We start from the raw sequence: 18,040 nt of genomic DNA on the forward strand, positions 1-18,040 counted from the left end.
TTATTGCTCAGATTCCCGGATCGCGGGAATGGTTTGCAATTTAATGCTGGCGGGCCGGGACTATACTGTGCGCTATTCTAACGAGGAGATCACTATGCAATTCCAGCCTTGGGACAACCCGATGGGGACCGATGGTTTTGAATTTGTCGAGTACGCGGCGCCGGACCCCAAGGCGCTCGGCGCCCTGTTCGAGAGCATGGGTTTCACGGCCATCGCCCGCCACCGCCACAAGGACGTGACGCTGTACCGCCAGGGCGACATCAACTTCATCATCAACGCCGAGCGCGATTCGTTCGCGCAGCGCTTCGCGCGCCACCACGGCCCGTCCGTGTGCGCGATCGCCATCCGCGTCAATGACGCCGCCTACACCTACAAGCGCGCGCTGGAACTGGGCGCCTGGGGCTTCGACAACAAGACCGGCCCGATGGAACTGAACATCCCCGCCATCAAGGGCGTGGGCGACTCGCTGATCTACTTCGTCGACCGCTGGCGCGGCAAGGGCGCCGGCAAGGACGGCGCGCAGCCGGGCGCCATCGGCGACATCAGCATCTACGATGTGGACTTCGTCGCCATCCCGGGCGCCGTGGCCAACCCGGTCGGCAACGGCCTGACCTACATCGACCACCTGACCCACAACGTGCACCGTGGCCGCATGAAGGAATGGGCCGAGTTCTACGAGAACCTGTTCAACTTCCGCGAAGTGCGCTACTTCGACATCGAAGGCAAGCTGACGGGCCTGAAGTCGAAAGCCATGACCTCGCCGTGCGGCAAGATCCGCATCCCGATCAACGAATCGTCGGACGACAAGTCGCAGATCGCCGAATACCTGGACCAGTACCACGGCGAAGGCATCCAGCACATCGCGCTGGGCACGGACGACATCTACACCTCGGTGCAGCAGCTGCGCGACAGCGGCATCGTGTTCCAGGACACCATCGAGACCTACTACGAGCTGGTCAACCGCCGCCTGCCCAACCACGGCGAGCGCCTTGAGGACCTGCGCCGCATGCGCATCCTGATCGACGGCCGCAGCACGGAAACGGAACGTGAACTGCTGCTGCAGATTTTCACCCAGAACGTGATCGGGCCGATCTTCTTCGAGATCATCCAGCGCAAGGGCGACCAGGGCTTTGGCGAAGGCAACTTCCGCGCCCTGTTCGAGTCGATCGAGCTGGACCAGATCAAGCGCGGCGTGCTGCAGGATCCGGGCAAGACGGCCGCCTGAGTTGAAACCGGGGACAGACCCCCAAAAAAAACGTGAGTTAAAACCGGGGACAGACCCCAAAAAACGGGGTCAGTCCCCTGAACAGTCTGGTAGCGCCGCGCAGAACGGCGCGCCAGCCTGTGCTACTCTGTAGCTAACCATATCCGTGCCGGTCCGCCCACAAGGCGGGCCGGCTCGCGCGCTTCCGGGCCGATCCCGCCCGGCGGTGCACCGCAATGAGAATATTGGAGACAAAGTAATGAATGCACCTCACAAGGGCTCGCAACTGGAGCCGGCCGTCCACTCGGACGCGCCTATTTCCCTCGACGACAAGTGGACCCTGGAACGCGGCCGCGCCTTCATGACGGGCACGCAAGCCTTGATCCGCCTGCCCATGATGCAGCGCGAGCGCGACCTCAAGGCCGGTCTGAACACGGCCGGCTACATCACCGGCTACCGCGGCTCGCCCGTCACCAGCGTCGACATGACGGCCATGAAGGCCAAGAAATACCTGGACGAGCACCACGTCAAGTTCCACCCCGGCATGAACGAAGACCTGGCCGCCACGGCCGTCTGGGGCACGCAGCAGACCAATCTGTTCAAGGATGCCAAGTACGACGGCGTGTTCGCCATGTGGTACGGCAAGGGCCCCGGCGTGGACCGCTGCGGCGACGTGTTCAAGCACGCGAATAATGCCGGTAGCGCCAAACACGGCGGCGTGCTGGTGCTGGCCGGCGACGACCACGCGGCCAAGTCCTCGTCCACCGCCCACCAGTCCGACCACATCCTCAACGCCTGCGGCATCCCCGTGCTGTACCCGTCGTCGGTGCAGGAATACATCGACTACGGCCTGCACGCCTGGGCCATGAGCCGCTACACGGGCCTGTGGGTGTCGATGAAGTGCGTGACCGACATCATCGAGTCGGGCGCCGTGGTCGATTTCGACCCGGACCGCGTCCAGACCGTGATCCCGGACGACTTCGACCTGCCGGCAGGTGGCCTCAACATCCGCTGGCCCGACACCGTGCTCGACATGGAAGTGCGGATGAACAGCTACAAGTGGTACGCGGCCCTGGCCTATGCGCGCGCCAACAAGCTCAACAAGATCATCTGGGACAGCCCCAACCCCAAGATCGGCATCATCACGGCCGGCAAGTCCTACCTGGACACGCGCCAGGCGCTGGCCGACCTCGGCATCGACGAGCAGGCGGCGGCCGACATCGGCCTGCGCCTGTACAAGATCGGCATGACCTGGCCGCTGGAGGCGGACGGCGTGCACGCGTTCGCCAAGGGCCTGGACGAGATCCTGGTGGTGGAGGAAAAGCGCCAGATCCTCGAATACGCGCTCAAGGAAGAGCTGTACAACCTGCCCGACGGCCAGCGTCCGCGCGTGGTCGGCAAGTTCGACGACACCGGCGAATGGAGCAACAAGGGCCACACCGGCCACGGCGACTGGCTGCTGCCGGCCACCTATGAGCTGAACCCGGCCCAGATCGCGCGCGCCATCGCCAGCCGCATTTCGCACTACTGCGCCGGCCACCCGGTCGAGCAGCGCGTCAAGGAGCGCATCGCCTTCCTGGAAGCGAAGGAACTGGTGCTCAAGTCGGTGTCCGTCAAGCCCAATCCCGAGACCGACCGCACGCCGTACTTCTGCTCCGGCTGCCCGCACAACACCTCGACCAAGGTGCCCGAAGGCTCGCGCGCGCTGGCCGGCATCGGCTGCCACTACATGGTGCTGTGGATGGACCGCGAAACGTCGACCTTCACCCACATGGGCGCGGAAGGCGTGACCTGGGTCGGCCAGGCGCCGTTCACCAACGAGAAGCACGTGTTCACCAACCTCGGCGACGGCACCTACTTCCACTCCGGCCTGCTGGCCATCCGCGCCGCCGTGGCGGCCAAGGTCAACATCACCTACAAGATCCTGTTCAACGATGCCGTGGCCATGACGGGCGGTCAGGAATTCGACGGCCCGCTGGACCCCGGCATGATCTCGCGCCAGATCGCGGCCGAAGGCGTGGGCCCCATCATCGTCGTCACCGACGAACCAGAGAAATACCCGGCCGACTACAAGTGGGCCGAAGGCGTGACCGTGCGCCACCGCAGCGAACTGATGGACGTGCAGCGCGAACTGCGCGACAAGCCGGGCGTGTCGGCCATGATTTACGACCAGACTTGCGCGTCCGAGAAGCGCCGTCGCCGGAAGCGCAACGAGTACCCGGACCCGGCCAAGCGCGCCGTCATCAACGAGGCCGTGTGCGAAGGCTGCGGCGACTGCTCGGTGCAGTCGAACTGCCTGTCGGTGGAACCGCTGGAGACGGACCTGGGCCGCAAGCGCCAGATCAACCAGTCGTCGTGCAACAAGGACTTCTCGTGCGTGACGGGCTTCTGCCCCAGCTTCGTGACGGTGGAAGGCGGCGCCTTGAAAAAGCCGAAGAAGGCCGCCGCCGGTGATGCCGCCATGCCGGCGCTGCCATCGCCCGTACTGCCCGGCACGGCCGAGCCGTACGGCATCCTGATCACCGGCATCGGCGGCACCGGCGTGGTGACGGTGGGCCAGATCCTGGCCATGGCCGCCCACGTGGAAGGCAAGGGCGCCATCGTGCTCGACATGAGCGGCCTGGCCCAGAAGGGCGGCCCCGTCATGTCGCACGTACGGCTGGCCGACCACCAGGCCGACCTGCACTCGACCCGCGTGGGCACGGGCAGCGCCGACCTCGTGATCGGCTGCGACCTGATCGTCACGGCCAGCCGCGACGCCTTGTCGCGCATGGGCGAGGGCCGCACCTACGCGGCCATCAACTCGACCGGCTCGTCGACGGCCGCCTTCGTCAAGAATCCGGACTGGCAGTTCCCGGACGCGTCCTCGCGCGGCGAGATCGTCAAGGCCTGCGGCGCCGACCACACCGACTTCGTGGACGCCGGCCAGATCGCCACCGCGCTGATGGGCGACTCCATCGCCACCAATATGTTCATGCTCGGCTACGCGTTCCAGAAGGGCCATGTGCCGCTGTCGGAAGCGTCGATACTGAAGGCGATCGAGCTCAATGGCGTGTCCGTCAGTTTCAACAAGGCCGCGTTCGCGTGGGGCCGTACGGCCGCGCACGATCTGCCGTCCGTGCTGCGTTTGACCACGCCGGCCAAGGTGATCGAGTTCAAGCGCACGCAGTCGCTGGACGACATCGTCAGCCGCCGCGTCGAACTGCTGACGGCTTACCAGGACGCGCGCTATGCGTTCGAGTACAAATCGTTCGTCGATGAAGTGCGGGCGCAGGAGGCCAAGCTGGGCAAGGGCACGCGCCTGACCGAAGCAGTGGCGCGCTACCTGTACAAGGTGATGGCCTACAAGGACGAGTATGAAGTGGCCCGCCTGTACACGGACGGCGCGTTCCAGCAGAAGATCGCCGGCATGTTCGACGGCGACATCAAGCTCAAGTTCCACCTCGCACCGCCGCTGTTCGCCAAGCACGATGCCAAGGGTCAGCTGATCAAGCAGGAGTTCGGCCCGTGGATGATGAAGGCGTTTGGTGTGCTGGCCAAGCTCAAAGGCTTGCGCGGCACGGCGCTCGACATCTTCGGCTACACGGCAGAGCGCAAGATGGAGCGCGCGCTGATCGGTGAATATCGCCGGACCGTGTCGGCCCTGCTACCCAAGCTGACGGCGGACAACTTGGCGCAAGCCGTGGCCATCGCCAGCATCCCCGAGGACATCCGCGGCTACGGCCACGTGAAGGAGCGCCACTTCAAGGCCGCCAAGCAGAAGGAGGCGGCGCTGGTGGCCGCCTTCCACGCCCCGGCCGGCGCAGCGCACCACGCGGCCTGACGGGCGGCGGTAAGTAGTCGTCTCCAGAAGTAGTAGTAGTCCTTACGACCGGCAAGTGCGAACTTGCCGGTTTTTTTTCGCTGCGCCTGTGGTGCCGCCTGAGTCGGCAGAGCTGCGCGCTGGCTCCCCGCCGGCGGCCATGGCTGGCTCCTGCGCGCGACGGCCATGCCGATTATAATTTTGGCACCAACGCGCGTGGCTTATCCGCCGCGCGCGCGGCCTTCCCCAACCTTGCAGAAAGCCCGTCCATGCTACGTAACGTCCTGCTGTTCGCCCTCGCCGCTGCCGCCCCACTGGCCCACGCCGCCCCATCCGATGACCTGATCACTGTCGCCGAACGCTCCGCCTTCCAGAGCACGGGCCGCTACGATGAAGTGGTGGCGCTGTGCACGCGCTTCCAGCACGCTTACCCCAAGGCCGTGCGTTGCTTCGAATACGGCCGCACCCCGGAAGGACGGCCTATGCTGGCGCTGGCCGCCTCGCGCACGGGCGCGCTGACGCCGGCGCAGGCGCAGCGGCGCGGTCTGCCCGTGCTGCTGGTGCAGGGCGGCATCCACGCCGGTGAAATCGACGGCAAGGACGCCGGCTTCCTGGCGCTGCGCGAGGCGCTGGAGAACAAGGCGGCGTCCGGCGCGCTCGATAAGCAGGTGTTGTTGTTCGTCCCCGTGTTCAACGTCGACGGCCATGAGCGCTTCGGCCAGTGGAACCGCCCTAACCAGCGCGGCCCGGTGGCCATGGGCTGGCGCACCACGGCGCAGAACTACAACCTGAACCGCGATTACATGAAGGCCGAGGCACCCGAGATGCAGGCCATGCTGGCGCTGGTCAACCAGTGGGATCCGCTGGCCTACGTCGACCTGCACGTGACCGATGGCGCCAAGTTCCAGCCCGACGTGTCGATCCAGGTGGAACCCGTGCATGGCGGCGATGGCCCGCTGCGCGCGGCCGGCACGGCGCTGCGCGACGGCGTGATCGCGGACCTCAAGCGCCAGGGTTCCGATCCCAAGCCGTACTACATGTCGTTCGCCGTGACGGACGATCCGGCCTCCGGTTTCATCGACGAAATGGCCACGCCGCGCTATTCGACCGGCTACTTCATGCTGCGCAACCGCATGGCCATGCTGGTCGAAACCCATTCGTGGAAGGATTACCCGACCCGAGTGCGGGTGACGCGCAACACCGTGGTGTCGCTGCTGGAGCAGGTGGCCGCGCACGGCAAGGACTGGCTGCGCACGGCCCATGAAGCCGACGCGCGCGGCGCCTTGCTGGCCGGCGCCGAGGTGCCGCAGGGCTACCGCACCACCTACAACAGCAAGACCATCGACTTCCCCGGCTATGCCTACACGCGCACCCGGTCCGACGTGTCCGGCGCCCTGATGACGCGTTACGATGAGGGCCGGCCGCAAACGTGGAGCGTGCCGCTGCGCGACGAGATCGTGCCCGACGTGCTGGTGGCCGCGCCGCGCGGCGGCTATCTGGTGCCGGCGGCGCAGGCCGCGATGGTGGCGGCCAAGCTGCGCCTGCACGGCATCGCCTACCAGGTGCTGGGCGCGGCGCTGGAGAACGCGCCGGTGCAGGCGTTCCGCGCCGAGCGCGCCACGCTGGGCGCGCAATCGTTCGAAGGACGCCAGTCGCTCAAGGTGGACGGTGAATGGCGCGACGAGACGCGCAGCCTGGCCAAGGGCGCGCTGTTCGTGCCCATCGCCCAGCCCAGGGCGCGCCTGCTGATGGCGCTGCTCGAACCGCGCAACGTCGATTCGCTGCTGGCCTGGGGTTTGTTCAACAACGCCTTCGAGCGCAAGGAATACATGGAAGCGTATGTGGCGGAGGACGTGGCGCGCGAACAGATGGCGGCCGATCCGGCGCTGGCGGCCGCGTTCCGCGACAAGCTGGCCAGCGACCCAGCCTTCGCGGCCAGCCCGGAGGCGCGGCTGGAATTTTTCGCCCGTCGCCATCCTTCATGGGACGAGCGCTACAACCTGTATCCCGTGCTGCGCACGGATCGCAAGCTGTAAGCAGGCATGCTTGGTGTCGCCCGCCCCGCACATGCCGCGTCACGCTGGCTTGCGGGCGACGTGGCGCAACTGAAGCACAACAATGTTCGATTGCTGGACCCGATAGCGAAGCAGGTAGTTGGCGTGCACAACGAGTTGGCGTACGCCAGGGAGCGATTCTTTGCCCAATTGGGGAAATTGGCGGAGTAATTCGACTTGATGCTGGACACTGGCGGCAAATTGGATAGCCGCCAGCGGATTGGCCGACCTGATGTACTCAACTATCCTGATGAAGTCGGAAAGTGCGCGCGGCGTCCAATGAAGCCCGAGTTTAAGCGCCATATCGGGCAAACACTTCCCGAACTTCCTCTTCCGTCGCAAATTCCCCGCGATCCGCTTGGGCGACCGCAATCCGAAGGTCCCGGATTTCCGGCAGTCGCCATGCGAGATAGTCGCGCAGTGCCGTACGCCGGATTTCGCTCTCGGATTGGCCGGTCAGCGCAGCCAGTTCCGCGAGGTCTTGTTCCAGTTGATCAGGCAATTGTTTGTCGTTCGGTAAGCCCATAGCCGCCTCCAATTGGATATCCATTGTACGCCTCACCGTACCCAGCGTGAGGCGTCACGGCTTGATGGCGCTCAGGTCGACTGCAGCGGTATCGTGCCCGGCATCGTGGTCGGCGTCGCGCACGGTTCCTCGTCGAACGCGATGTCGCCCAGCGGGTTGGGCACGCCGTCGGCCTTGACGTTGACGAAGTCGTACAGCGCGTGGTCCATCAGGTGCGACGGCACCACGGTCGACAGCGACGAGTAGATGTTCTCGACCCGGCCTGGATGCTTCTTCTCCCACTCGCGCAGCATGGCCTTGATCTGCTTGCGCTGCAGGTTCTCCTGCGAGCCGCACAGGTCGCACGGGATGATGGGGAAGCCCTTGACCTCGGCGTAGCGCGTGGTGTCGGCCTCCTTCACGTAGGCCATGGGGCGGATCACCACGTGCTTGCCGTCGTCCGACACCAGCTTGGCCGGCATACCCTTGAGCTTGCCGCCGAAGAACATGTTGAGGAAGAAGGTCTCCAGGATGTCGTCGCGGTGGTGGCCGAGCGCGATCTTGGTGGCGCCCAGCTCGTCGGCCACGCGGTACAGGATGCCGCGCCGCAGCCGCGAGCACAGCGAGCAGGTGGTCTTGCCCTCCGGGATCAGGCGCTTGACGATGCTGTAGGTGTCCTGGTTCTCGATGTGGAAGGCGACGCCCAGTTCCGTCAGGTAGGCCGGCAGCACCTCGGCCGGGAAGTTCGGCTGCTTCTGGTCCAGGTTGACGGCCACGATGTCGAAGTGGATCGGGGCCCGCTCGCGCAGCGTCATCAGGATGTCGAGCAGGGCGTAGCTGTCCTTGCCGCCGGACAGGCACACCATCACCTTGTCGCCATCCTCGATCATGTTGAAGTCGCCGATGGCCTGGCCCACCAGCCGGCACAGCCGCTTGTGCAGCTTGTTGTTCTCCAGCGCGATCTTCTCGGCCGATTTGCCGCCCTGGACGGCTTCGTTCAGCACGGCGCTCATACGTTGTCCTTGATCTGGAACACTTCCACGCCCACGCCCTCGCAATCGGGATAGACGTCCGGCTTCATGGTCGACACGCGCGCGGCGCGCACGCGCGGGTGGGCCAGCATGGCGCGCACCACGTCGTCGCACAGGCTCTCCTGCAGGTGCACATGGCCTTGCGCCATGCGGCGCGCGATGGTTTCGCGCATGAAGTCGTAATCGACCACTTCTTCGAGCTGGTCGTGGGTGGGCGTGGACAGGGCCAGCGGAATGTACAGGTCGACGTTGATCAGCACGCGCTGTTCGCCCTTCTTCTCGAAGTCGTGCACGCCGATGTTGATCAGCACTTCGTAATTGCGCAGGAACAGGCGCCGGCAATCGGTCAGGCGCGGGTGGGATAGAGCGGACAACATGGTTTACCTTCTTTCGGAAATACGGAATAAACGATATAAATAATATGTAGCGACTGGTGCGGACGGTGACGCTACTGGGCCAGGAACATCACGTCGCGCGCCAGCGGCATCAGGTGCTGGCCGCCGTCAACCAGCAGCGTGGTGCCGGTCACGGCCCGGGCTCCGGCCGCGTAGACGACGGCGGCGGCGACGTCGTCCGGTGTGCTGGAACGGCCCAGTGGCGTTTGCCGGTGGGCCTGGACAAAACCGGCCTCGGTCTGCTCGCCCGACACCATGGTGATGCCGGGCGCCACGCCCACCACCCGCAGCCTGGGCGCCAGTTGCTGGGCTAGCATGGTGGTGGCCGTCTGCAACGCGGCCTTGGACAGGGTGTAGGACAGGAAGTCGGGGTTGAGATTGTACAGTTTCTGGTCCAGCAGGTTGATCACGACGCCCTGGCCCCCGTCCGGCGTGGCCGCGTGCAGCGCCTGCGCCAGCAGGATGGGCGCGGCCAGGTTGGCGCGCATGTGGGCCTCCATGCGGGCCACCGTGAAGTCGGTCGCGCTGTCGTAGTCGAACAGCGAGGCGTTGTTGACCACGCAGCCGAGCGCGCCCAGCGCCGCCACGGCGCGCGGCACCAGCTGGCGCACGGCCGCCTCGTCGGCCAGGTCGGCGTCCAGCGCCACGGCGCGCCGGCCCAGCGCCTCGATGGCGGCCACCACGTCGCGCGCCGGTCCATCGGAGGCGCGGTAATGGACGGCCACGTCCCAGCCGGCCCGCGCCAGCGCCAGCGCGATCACGCGGCCGATGCGCCGGCCGGCGCCGGTCACGAGCGCCACCGGCGCCGTGGCGGAAGGGGAGGGATGCTGTGAGCTTGTCATGTGTTCGTCAATGGATCGCTGGAAAAATAAGGCCAACCCAAACATGGCCGACTGGCGCCCGCGCGCGCCGATTCGCTACAATGCGGGAATGTCCCTACCCGTACCTACCTCCGACGCGCTGGCCGCGTCGCACGCCCTGCAGCACCGGATCGCCGCCGACATCGAACGGCACGCCGGCGCCATTTCCTTCGCCCGCTACATGGAGCTGGCCCTGTACGCGCCCGACCTGGGCTACTACAGCGGCGGCGCCGCCAAGCTGGGGAAGGATGGCGATTTTACAACGGCGCCCGAGCTCTCGCCCCTGTTCGGGGCCGCGCTGGCGCAAGTGGCAGCCGCTATTATCGCCCAAAGCGCGCCGCGGATCCTCGAATTCGGCGCCGGCACGGGCAAGCTGGCCCATGACGTGCTGACGGAACTGGCCGCCGCCGGCGTGACGGTGGACCGTTACGCCATCGTCGACCTGTCGGGCGAACTGCGGGCGCGCCAGCGCGAGACGCTGCGCGACTTCCCCCAGGTCGAGTGGCTCGACACCTTGCCCGAGGCGTGGGACGGGGTGGTGCTGGCCAACGAGGTGCTCGACGCCATGCCGGTGCAGCTGGTGCGCAAGACGCCGGCCGGCTGGCGCGAACTGCAGGTGACGGTGGAGGAGGGCCGCTTCACCTATGTGGAGGCGGCGCCCGACGCGGCGCTGGCGGCCCAGGTGGCGCGCCAGATCGCGCACCCGGACGAGCTGCCCGACGGCTACACGACGGAGGTGCATGGCGCGGCCTGCGGCTTCATGGCCTCGCTGGCGGCCATGCTGGCGCGCGGCCGGGGCGGCGCGGCCATCCTGCTCGACTATGGCTTCCCGGCCCATGAATACTACCTGGGCCAGCGCGAGGCCGGCACGCTGATGTGCCATTACCGCCACCACGCCCACCCGGACCCGTTCTACTATCCCGGCCTGCAGGACATCACGGCCCACGTGGACTTCACGGCCATGGCGCTGGCGGCCCAGGATGGCGGCGCCGACGTGCTGTGCTATATGAACCAGGCCGGTTTCCTGATCGGGGCCGGCATCGGCGAACTGCTGCTGCGCACCGATCCGGCCGACGCGCGCCGCTACCTGCCGCAGGCCAACGCGCTGCAAAAGCTGGTGTCGCCGGCCGAAATGGGCGAGTTGTTCAAGGTGCTGGTGGTGGGGCACGGCGTGCAATTGCCGGCCGCCATCCTGGCCCACGACCGCTGCCACCGCCTGTGACCGGTGTGGCCATCGCTAGAACAGCCGTCACTTTCTCCTTGAATTCCATGCGATTTCACGTCAAAACTCGGCTATGATGACTGATTCAGCGTGAACACCCGTCGCGGCGCGCTGGTTGAAAACTGAACGGAACGATGGGAAAGATACACACTCACTATGACAACCTGAAAGTGTCGCGCATGGCGCCACAGGAAGTCATACGTGCCGCCTACAAGGCCCTGAGCCAGAAATATCATCCGGACAAGAACCCCGGCGATGAGAAGGCCGCGCGCATCATGGCCATCCTCAACAGCGCCTACGGCACCCTGTCCGACCCCCAGCGCCGCAAGGAGCACGACGAGTGGATCGCGGCCGAGGAATGGGAGATCGAGTGGCTCGAGAGCACGCGCCACGAGGACAACCGCGACGGCCACGGCCGGCCGCGCCACGATGCGCCCCAGCAGGCCTGGGGCACGGAGGACGAGGAGCCGCGCCAGCCGCGCCGGCGCCGCAACTGGCGCCTGTGGACCGGCCTGGCCCTGAGCCTGGGCCTGGGCTGGGCGGCCGGGGTGAGCATGGTGGGCACGCCCCAGCTGCTGGCCACCATGCTGGCCTCGGCGTGGGGCGACAAGTCCGACGGCGCCGACGACAGCGGCGCGGCGCGCGCGACCGGCAAGCAGTCCGCGCGGCAGGAAGGCCGGGCCGACGCGCGCAACGAGGGCGCCCCCGACAGCTGGGCCGTGGCCCACCCCTACCAGACCGAGGCGGCCAGCGCGCGCCCGGCCGCCATCAAGGTGCTGGCCCTGTCCCAGATCGTGCTGCCCGGCACGCTGGCCGACTGCCAAGGCGCCACGCCCGCCACCAGCGCGCCCAACGGGGAACCGTGGCCGGCCCAGTCGGGCTACGTGGACGGCTTCCCCGTGGCCGCCAAGGGCGACGACATGCAACTGCTGCTCGACAACAGCGCCAGCGCGTCGGCCGCCTTCATCAAGGTGTACGACATGGACCGCCACGCCAACGTGCGCTATGTGTTCGTGCAGGCGCACGACAAGATGATGGTCGATAAGCTGTTGAGCGGCAAATACGAGATCCGCTACCAGAACATCGACCTCGGCGCCGGCTGCCCGCCGCCCACTCCCACCACCACGGCCAGCAACTGAGCGCCGCGCCCGGCGCCGGGCCTCGGGCCTCAGGCGCTGGGCGCGTCGCTCAGGCCCATCTCCGGGCTCGACATCAGTTTGTCGATGTCGACCAGGATCAGCATGCGCTCGTCGATCGTGCCGAGGCCGATCATGTAGTCGCTGCTGAAGGCGGTGCCCATCTCGGGCGCCGGCTTGACCTGGTCGGGCGTGAGCGTGGTCACGTCCGACACCGAATCGACCACCATGCCCACCACCCGCCCGCCGATGTTGAGGATGATGACGACCGTGAACTGGTCGTACACCGGTTCGCCGAGCCGGAACTTGATGCGCATGTCGACCACCGGGATGATGATGCCGCGCAGGTTGATCACGCCCTTGATGAATTCGGGCGCGTTGGCGATGCGGGTCACGGCTTCGTAGCCGCGGATCTCCTGCACCTTCAGGATGTCGATGCCGTATTCCTCCGAGCCGAGGGTGAAGGCGAGGAATTCGCGCCCGGCGATGTCGTTGCCGGACAGGGTGGCCGATGCGGGTTCTTGCATGCTAGGGTCCTTTGCGTCGTGGGGCGGTCCGCGCGCTGCGGACCGGATGCCGGCCGGCTTGCGCCGCCGGGTTGGTCTTGCTTGGTCGCCGCGGCCCGTCCAACTGGTGACGCCGCCGTGCAAGAGTAGCAGAGTCGGTGCCGGAATACGAGCGCGGCGGGCCCTGTTTTCGCGGTTGGCCGGCCCCCGCCGGCGTTCGGTCCGCAAGGGGTTGTCACCTTGTGGGAATCTGATTATGCTAGGATCAACGCGGCACCGAGACCGCCTGCCGGGCGGCAAGCGCCCCATGAGGAGACTGTATGACCGATTCCAACGCTGCGGACGAGAACTGGCTGATCGACGAGGACGAGGACGAGGCCGCGTCGGCCAGCCCGGGCGCGCCCGACCAGCGGCTATGGCGTGTGCTGATCGTCGATGACGACGTCGACGTCCACGCCGTCACGCGCCTGGCCCTGCGCAACGTCAGCTTCAAGGGCCGCGAACTGGAACTGTATTCGGCCTACAGCGGCCGCGAGGCGTTCAACATCCTGCGCGACACGCCCGACATCGCGCTGGTGCTGCTCGACGTGGTGATGGAGACCGACGACGCCGGCCTGATCCTGGCGCGCCGCATCCGCGAGGAACTGCACAACAGCATCGTGCGCGTGGTGCTGCGCACCGGCCAGCCGGGCCAGGCGCCCGAGCAGCGCGTGATCATCGAATACGACATCAACGACTACAAGGCCAAGACCGAGCTCACCACGCAGAAGCTGTTCACCACCGTGATCTCGGCGCTGCGCGCCTACGAGAGCCTGAACATGCTCGAGCGCAGCCGCATCGGGCTGGGCAAGATCCTGGCCGGCGCCACCAACCTGTACCAGATCCACTCGCTGCGCGAATTCGCGTCCGGCGTGCTGAACCAGGTGTCGGCCATCCTCGACGTCGGCTCGGACGGCGTGCTGTGCCTGATGCAGGGCGACACCGGCGTGACGACGGTGGTGGCCGCCACGGGCGGCTACGCGGCCTTGAACGACACCGAGCTGATGCCGGCCAGCCATCCGCTGTGGCCGACCATCGCCAAGGCCTTCGCGGAAAAGAAAAGCCAGTTCGAGCATCCGGCCAACGTGCTGTTCATCCACACCCAGGAGAACCGCGAGGTGGCCATCTCCGTCACGCCGCCGTGGCCGCTGGCCCAGATCCAGCGCGACCTGCTGGAGGTGTTCTGCCAGCGCATCGCGGCCGCGTTCGACAACCTGTACATGTTCGGCCAGCTGCGCAAGGCCCAGGAGGCCACCGTGGTGGCGCTGGCCGACCTGGCCGAGTTCCGCGACAGCGGCACCGGCGGCCATGTGCGGCGCGTGCAGCAACTGTCGAGCGCGCTCGCGCTGCGGCTCAAGGAGCGCGGCGTCTACCTCGACGAGCTGACCCAGCAACTGCTCGACATGATCGGCCTGGCCAGCATCCTGCACGACGTGGGCAAGGTGGCCACGCCCGACCACATCCTGCTCAAGCCGGGCCTGCACACGCCCGAGGAGCGGGCCCAGATGCGCAGCCACGCGGAGGTGGGCCGCACCATCCTGGAACGGGCCGCCAACATGGTCGACGGCGTCAGCTACCTGACCTATGGCGCCGAGATCGCCGGCGCCCACCACGAGCATTACGACGGCCAGGGTTATCCGAACGGTCTGGCCGGGCGCGCCATCCCCATCTCGGCCCGGATCGTGGCCGTGGTCGACGTGTTCGACTCGCTGCTGCACGAGCGCCCGTACAAGGAACCGTGGCCGCACACGGAAGTGATGAGCTACATCACGGAGCGGGCCGGCAAGCAGTTCGACCCGGAAGTGGTGGCGGCCCTCGTCGACCTGATCCACAGCGACCCCACCATCGGCCACACGCCGGACTGAGCGCGCCGGTGCCGCCCGGGCGGCGGCATCGGGCTTAACCACGGCGCGGCCGCGCTGTGGTTCAAATCTCACAGAAAACCACCAAAATCGGGGCCGCCCTGGCCGTGCCGTATATACTGGGGCCGAGGGCCGGCCCGACCATGGCGCCGCCCGATCGCGGAACCGTTGAACCATGAAAGATTTACAAGGCCTGAGTGCGCTGATCATCGAGCCGCACCAGGGCATGCGCGCCAGCCTGCATGGCATGCTCGGCCAGTGCGGCCTGTCGCGCATCACCGACGCGGCCAACGCCAGCCAGGCGATCCGCCAGATGGCGCTCAAACCCTACGATCTGATCCTGTGCGAGTACGACCTCGACGCGGGCCAGGACGGCCAGCAGATGCTGGAGGACCTGCGCCACCACCGGCTCATGCATCCGGCCACCCTGTTCTTCATGGTGACGGGCGAGGGCCGGATGGGCAAGGTGGTCAGCGCGGCCGAGCTGGCGCCGGCCGACTACATCCTCAAGCCGTTCGCGGCCGACGCCATCCTCGAACGCATCGCGCGCGCGCTCGACAAGCGCGCCGTGTTCCTGCCCATCCACGCCCTGATCGACATGGGCGACCAGGCGGGCGCCATCGCCGCCTGCGTGGCCGGGGCCGAAAGCCAGCCGCGCTACGCCGTCGATTTCGACCGCCTGCGGGCCGAGCTGCACCTGGAGCTGGGCGAGGCGGCCGTGGCCGAGGGCCTCTACCGCGCCCTGTATGAAAGCCGTGGCCTGGGCTGGGCCAGGCTGGGCCAGGCCAAGACCCTGTTCCTGCGCGGGCGCTACGCGGAGGCGCAAGCCATGCTGGAGCAATTGCTGGCCCGCTATCCGCGCTTCCTCGACGCCTACGACTGGCTGGCCCGCGCGCACGAGGCGCAGGACGGCCTGCCGCGCTCGCAGGCCGTGCTGGCCGAGGCGGTGGCCTTGTCGCCGCACGCGCTGCGCCGCTGGCGCCGGCTGGGCGAGGTGGCGTTCGCGGCCGGCGACCTCGACACCGCCGGGCGCGCCTGGCGCCAGGTGGTCGACCAGTCGCGCTATTCCGAATTCCGCGACCCGCAGGACCACACGCGGCTGGTGCAGGTGCTGCTGCGCCAGGGCGACCCGGTGCAGGCCGCCACCGTGATCCGCGACCTGGACAAGGCCATGACGGGCCAGCGCAACGGCGTCGCCTGCGGCGCCATCGCGGCCGTCATGCTGCACGACTACACCGGCAACGACATGCGGCTGCAGCGTGCGCTGGACCAGGCGCTGGCCGGCTGCCGCATCGCCCAGAACCTGTCGCCCGACCTCAAGCTGGAACTGGCGCGCGCCTGCCTGGCCCACGGCCGCGCGCGCCAGGGCGCCGAGCTGGTGCGCGAAGTGATGCGCAACGCGCCCGGCCCGGCCGGCGTCGACAAGGCCGGCGCCATGCTGACCGAGGCCGGCCACGGCGCGCTGGCCGAACGGCTGGCGCGGGAGAGCCGGCAGGAGGTGGGCGACATGGTGGCGCATGGCGCGGCGCTGGCCAAGCATGGCGATTACCGGGGCGCGGTGGAACTGATGCTGGAGGCGGTGGCCAAGCTGCCCGACAACCCGCAGGTGGTGTTCAACGCGGCCGTGGCCGTGCTCAAGTGCCTCGAGCACACGGGCTGGGACGACCGCCTCGGCCAGCACGCGCTCAACCTGATCGCCGGCGTGCGCCGGCTCGACCCGCTCAACGCCAAGCTCAACGCGCTGGCCGCCCTGCACCAGCAGATTTTGAGGAAATACAACATCCGGGCCGCGCGCTGGAACGACACGACGAAACTGGCGCTGCTCTGACCGTGGGCGGCGCTACAATGATTGTTATTGCTGAGACACATTCGGAACCCCTATGGAACAGGCACCCTTGCGCAGCGCCGCCGGCGAACCCCGTCCGGTGCGTGGCCTGTTGCTGAAAAAGTTATGCGGCGACGAGGGCATGTTCGCGCTGGGCGCCTCGGTGGCGCGCGTGGTGCAGCTGGTCGATTCGGACGACCAGGGCACCCACAGCCTGGCCTACTACGTGCTGTCGGACGTGGCGCTGACCCAGAAGATCCTGCGCCTGGCCAACACGCCGGCCTACCGCACGGCCGGCGGCACGCCCGTCACCACCATTTCGCGCGCCATTTCCCTGCTCGGCTTCGACAACGTCAAGACCACGGCGCTGGCCATGCTGCTGGTCGACACGCTGGCCAACAGCAAGCACGCGCAGGCCGTGCGGGTCGAGCTGGAGGCGGCCCTGTGCGCCAGCCTGGTGGGACGCGAGATGGCCCGGCTGTCGGCCTACCAGGGCGCCGAGGAGGCGTCGATCGGGGCCCTGTTCAAGAACATCGGCCCGCTCGTGATCGCCTCGCAGGAGCATGAGCGCTTCCGCGAGATCGCGGCCCTGATGGCCGGCGGCAAGCACACCCAGGCCCAGGCCTCGCAGATGATCCTGGGCAGCACCTACGACACCCTGTCGGCCGCCATCCTGCATGAATGGAAGATCCCGGACGTGATCGTGCGCGCCCTCAGCGCGCTGCCGCCGGGCAAGCAGAAGCCGGCCCTGAACCGCCAGGAATGGGTGCGCCAGGTGGTCTCGTTCAGCATCGACGCGGCGCGCCTGCTGGCGCGCAAGCAGGGCCCGGCGGACCCGGATGGCGTGGCCCTCGAGCAGCGCTACGGCGCGGCCCTGAACCTGGACCAGGACAAGCTGCAGCAAGTGTTCGCCACCGTGCGGCGCGACATGGCGGCCCTGCTCGACAGCATGCAGCTGGGGCCGCAGACCGAGGTGGAGGAGGCCACGGCCGACGGCCTGCCCGACGTGCTGCTGCTGGCCACCATGAACGGCGGCGGCCGCGAACAGGAGGGCGTGCACCCGAGCGGCAAGCCGTTCAACGCGCGCGAGCTGTTGCTGGCCGGGGTGCAGGAGGTGACGCAGATCCGCGCCACGGCGCACAGCAAGGCCAACGAGGTGATCCAGGCCGTGCTCGAGACGCTGTACCGCAGCATGGGCTTCCGCTTCGCCACCGTGGTGCTCAAGGACGTGCGCAGCGGCCAGTACCGGGCCCGCATCGCCCTGGGCGAGCAGCACGCGGCGCGCCAGGCCGGCTTCGTGTTCCCGCTGCCGTCCGACGGCGGCCTGTTCCACCTGGCCATGGAGAACGACGCCGACCTGATGATCGCCGACGCCAGCGCGCCCAAGATCCGCGACCTGCTGCCGGCCTGGCACCGGGCCCTGCTGCCCGACGCGCGCAGCTTCATCGTGCTGCCGCTGGTGGTGCAGGGCACGCCGCTGGGCCTGTTCTACGCGGACCGGGTCCAGCCCGCGCCCGAGGGCGTGCCGCCGGACGAGGCTTCCCTGATCCGCGCCCTCAAGGGCCAGGTGCTGGTGGCGCTCACGCCGGGCTGAGCGCG

The 18,040-nt window shown here is 67.6% G+C and carries 14 protein-coding genes; 8 read left to right on the top strand and 6 right to left on the bottom strand.

Annotation, left to right across the window (positions count from 1 at the left end; translation table 11 throughout):
- The first annotated feature begins 94 nt into the window (after positions 1-94).
- The 3 genes from hppD (at position 95) to AC1RQG_RS01550 (ending at position 7,042) form a co-directional block, all read left to right on the top strand.
- Positions 95-1,225, top strand: a complete 1,131-nt coding sequence (gene hppD / locus AC1RQG_RS01540) for a 4-hydroxyphenylpyruvate dioxygenase (protein ID WP_493127613.1) — start codon at positions 95-97, stop codon at positions 1,223-1,225.
- 238 nt (positions 1,226-1,463) lie between these two features.
- Positions 1,464-5,027: an indolepyruvate ferredoxin oxidoreductase family protein gene (locus AC1RQG_RS01545; RefSeq protein ID WP_493127615.1), complete on the top strand. Its 3,564-nt coding sequence runs from the start codon at positions 1,464-1,466 to the stop codon at positions 5,025-5,027.
- A 248-nt stretch (positions 5,028-5,275) separates the two neighbouring features.
- Positions 5,276-7,042 (top strand): M14 family metallopeptidase, encoded by a 1,767-nt coding sequence (locus AC1RQG_RS01550; protein WP_493127617.1) that lies wholly within the window; start codon positions 5,276-5,278, stop codon positions 7,040-7,042.
- A gap of 39 nt (positions 7,043-7,081) precedes the next feature.
- Here AC1RQG_RS01550 and AC1RQG_RS01555 read toward each other — a convergent pair whose 3' ends face one another.
- The 5 genes from AC1RQG_RS01555 to AC1RQG_RS01575 all read right to left on the bottom strand — a co-directional run bounded on the left by AC1RQG_RS01555 (position 7,082) and on the right by AC1RQG_RS01575 (position 9,833).
- A complete protein-coding gene (locus AC1RQG_RS01555) occupies positions 7,082-7,363 on the bottom strand; it encodes a type II toxin-antitoxin system RelE/ParE family toxin (protein ID WP_493127619.1) in 282 nt (93 codons plus the stop codon).
- The gene (locus AC1RQG_RS01560) at positions 7,353-7,610 is read right to left on the bottom strand and encodes a CopG family ribbon-helix-helix protein (protein WP_493127621.1); all 258 of its coding nucleotides are present in this window, start codon (positions 7,608-7,610) and stop codon (positions 7,353-7,355) included. The genes AC1RQG_RS01555 and AC1RQG_RS01560 overlap by 11 nt, the downstream gene beginning before the upstream one ends.
- A gap of 47 nt (positions 7,611-7,657) precedes the next feature.
- Positions 7,658-8,578, bottom strand: a complete 921-nt coding sequence (gene ttcA, locus AC1RQG_RS01565; RefSeq protein WP_493127623.1) for a tRNA 2-thiocytidine(32) synthetase TtcA — start codon at positions 8,576-8,578, stop codon at positions 7,658-7,660.
- The gene (locus AC1RQG_RS01570; RefSeq protein WP_182151429.1) at positions 8,575-8,973 is read right to left on the bottom strand and encodes a dihydroneopterin aldolase; all 399 of its coding nucleotides are present in this window, start codon (positions 8,971-8,973) and stop codon (positions 8,575-8,577) included. The genes ttcA and AC1RQG_RS01570 overlap by 4 nt, the downstream gene beginning before the upstream one ends.
- Positions 8,974-9,044: 71 nt before the next feature.
- Positions 9,045-9,833 carry an SDR family oxidoreductase gene (locus tag AC1RQG_RS01575; RefSeq protein ID WP_493127626.1) on the bottom strand — a complete coding sequence of 263 codons (789 nt, stop codon included), beginning with the start codon at positions 9,831-9,833 and terminating at the stop codon, positions 9,045-9,047.
- A gap of 88 nt (positions 9,834-9,921) precedes the next feature.
- Here AC1RQG_RS01575 and AC1RQG_RS01580 point away from each other — a divergent pair, with 88 nt between their 5' ends.
- Positions 9,922-11,073: a class I SAM-dependent methyltransferase gene (locus AC1RQG_RS01580; protein ID WP_493127628.1), complete on the top strand. Its 1,152-nt coding sequence runs from the start codon at positions 9,922-9,924 to the stop codon at positions 11,071-11,073.
- Between the two features lie 134 nt (positions 11,074-11,207).
- A complete protein-coding gene (locus AC1RQG_RS01585; protein WP_493127630.1) occupies positions 11,208-12,212 on the top strand; it encodes a J domain-containing protein in 1,005 nt (334 codons plus the stop codon).
- A gap of 29 nt (positions 12,213-12,241) precedes the next feature.
- On the opposite strand, the gene AC1RQG_RS01590 is transcribed toward AC1RQG_RS01585, so the two are convergent.
- On the bottom strand, positions 12,242-12,736 hold the full coding sequence (locus AC1RQG_RS01590; RefSeq protein ID WP_493127632.1) for a chemotaxis protein CheW: 495 nt from the start codon (positions 12,734-12,736) through the stop codon (positions 12,242-12,244).
- Positions 12,737-13,035: 299 nt separating this feature from the next.
- On the opposite strand from AC1RQG_RS01590, the gene AC1RQG_RS01595 reads away from it, so the two are divergent.
- From AC1RQG_RS01595 to AC1RQG_RS01605, 3 genes are all read left to right on the top strand, one after another.
- The gene (locus AC1RQG_RS01595; RefSeq protein ID WP_493127634.1) at positions 13,036-14,619 is read left to right on the top strand and encodes a DUF3369 domain-containing protein; all 1,584 of its coding nucleotides are present in this window, start codon (positions 13,036-13,038) and stop codon (positions 14,617-14,619) included.
- 172 nt (positions 14,620-14,791) lie between these two features.
- Complete coding sequence (locus AC1RQG_RS01600) at positions 14,792-16,444, top strand: response regulator (protein ID WP_493127636.1); 1,653 nt, start codon at positions 14,792-14,794, stop codon at positions 16,442-16,444.
- Between the two features lie 52 nt (positions 16,445-16,496).
- Positions 16,497-18,035 carry an HDOD domain-containing protein gene (locus tag AC1RQG_RS01605; RefSeq protein ID WP_493127638.1) on the top strand — a complete coding sequence of 513 codons (1,539 nt, stop codon included), beginning with the start codon at positions 16,497-16,499 and terminating at the stop codon, positions 18,033-18,035.
- Positions 18,036-18,040 lie beyond the last annotated feature (5 nt).

Source organism: Rugamonas sp. GW822-FHT03B10 (genome assembly GCF_058801745.1).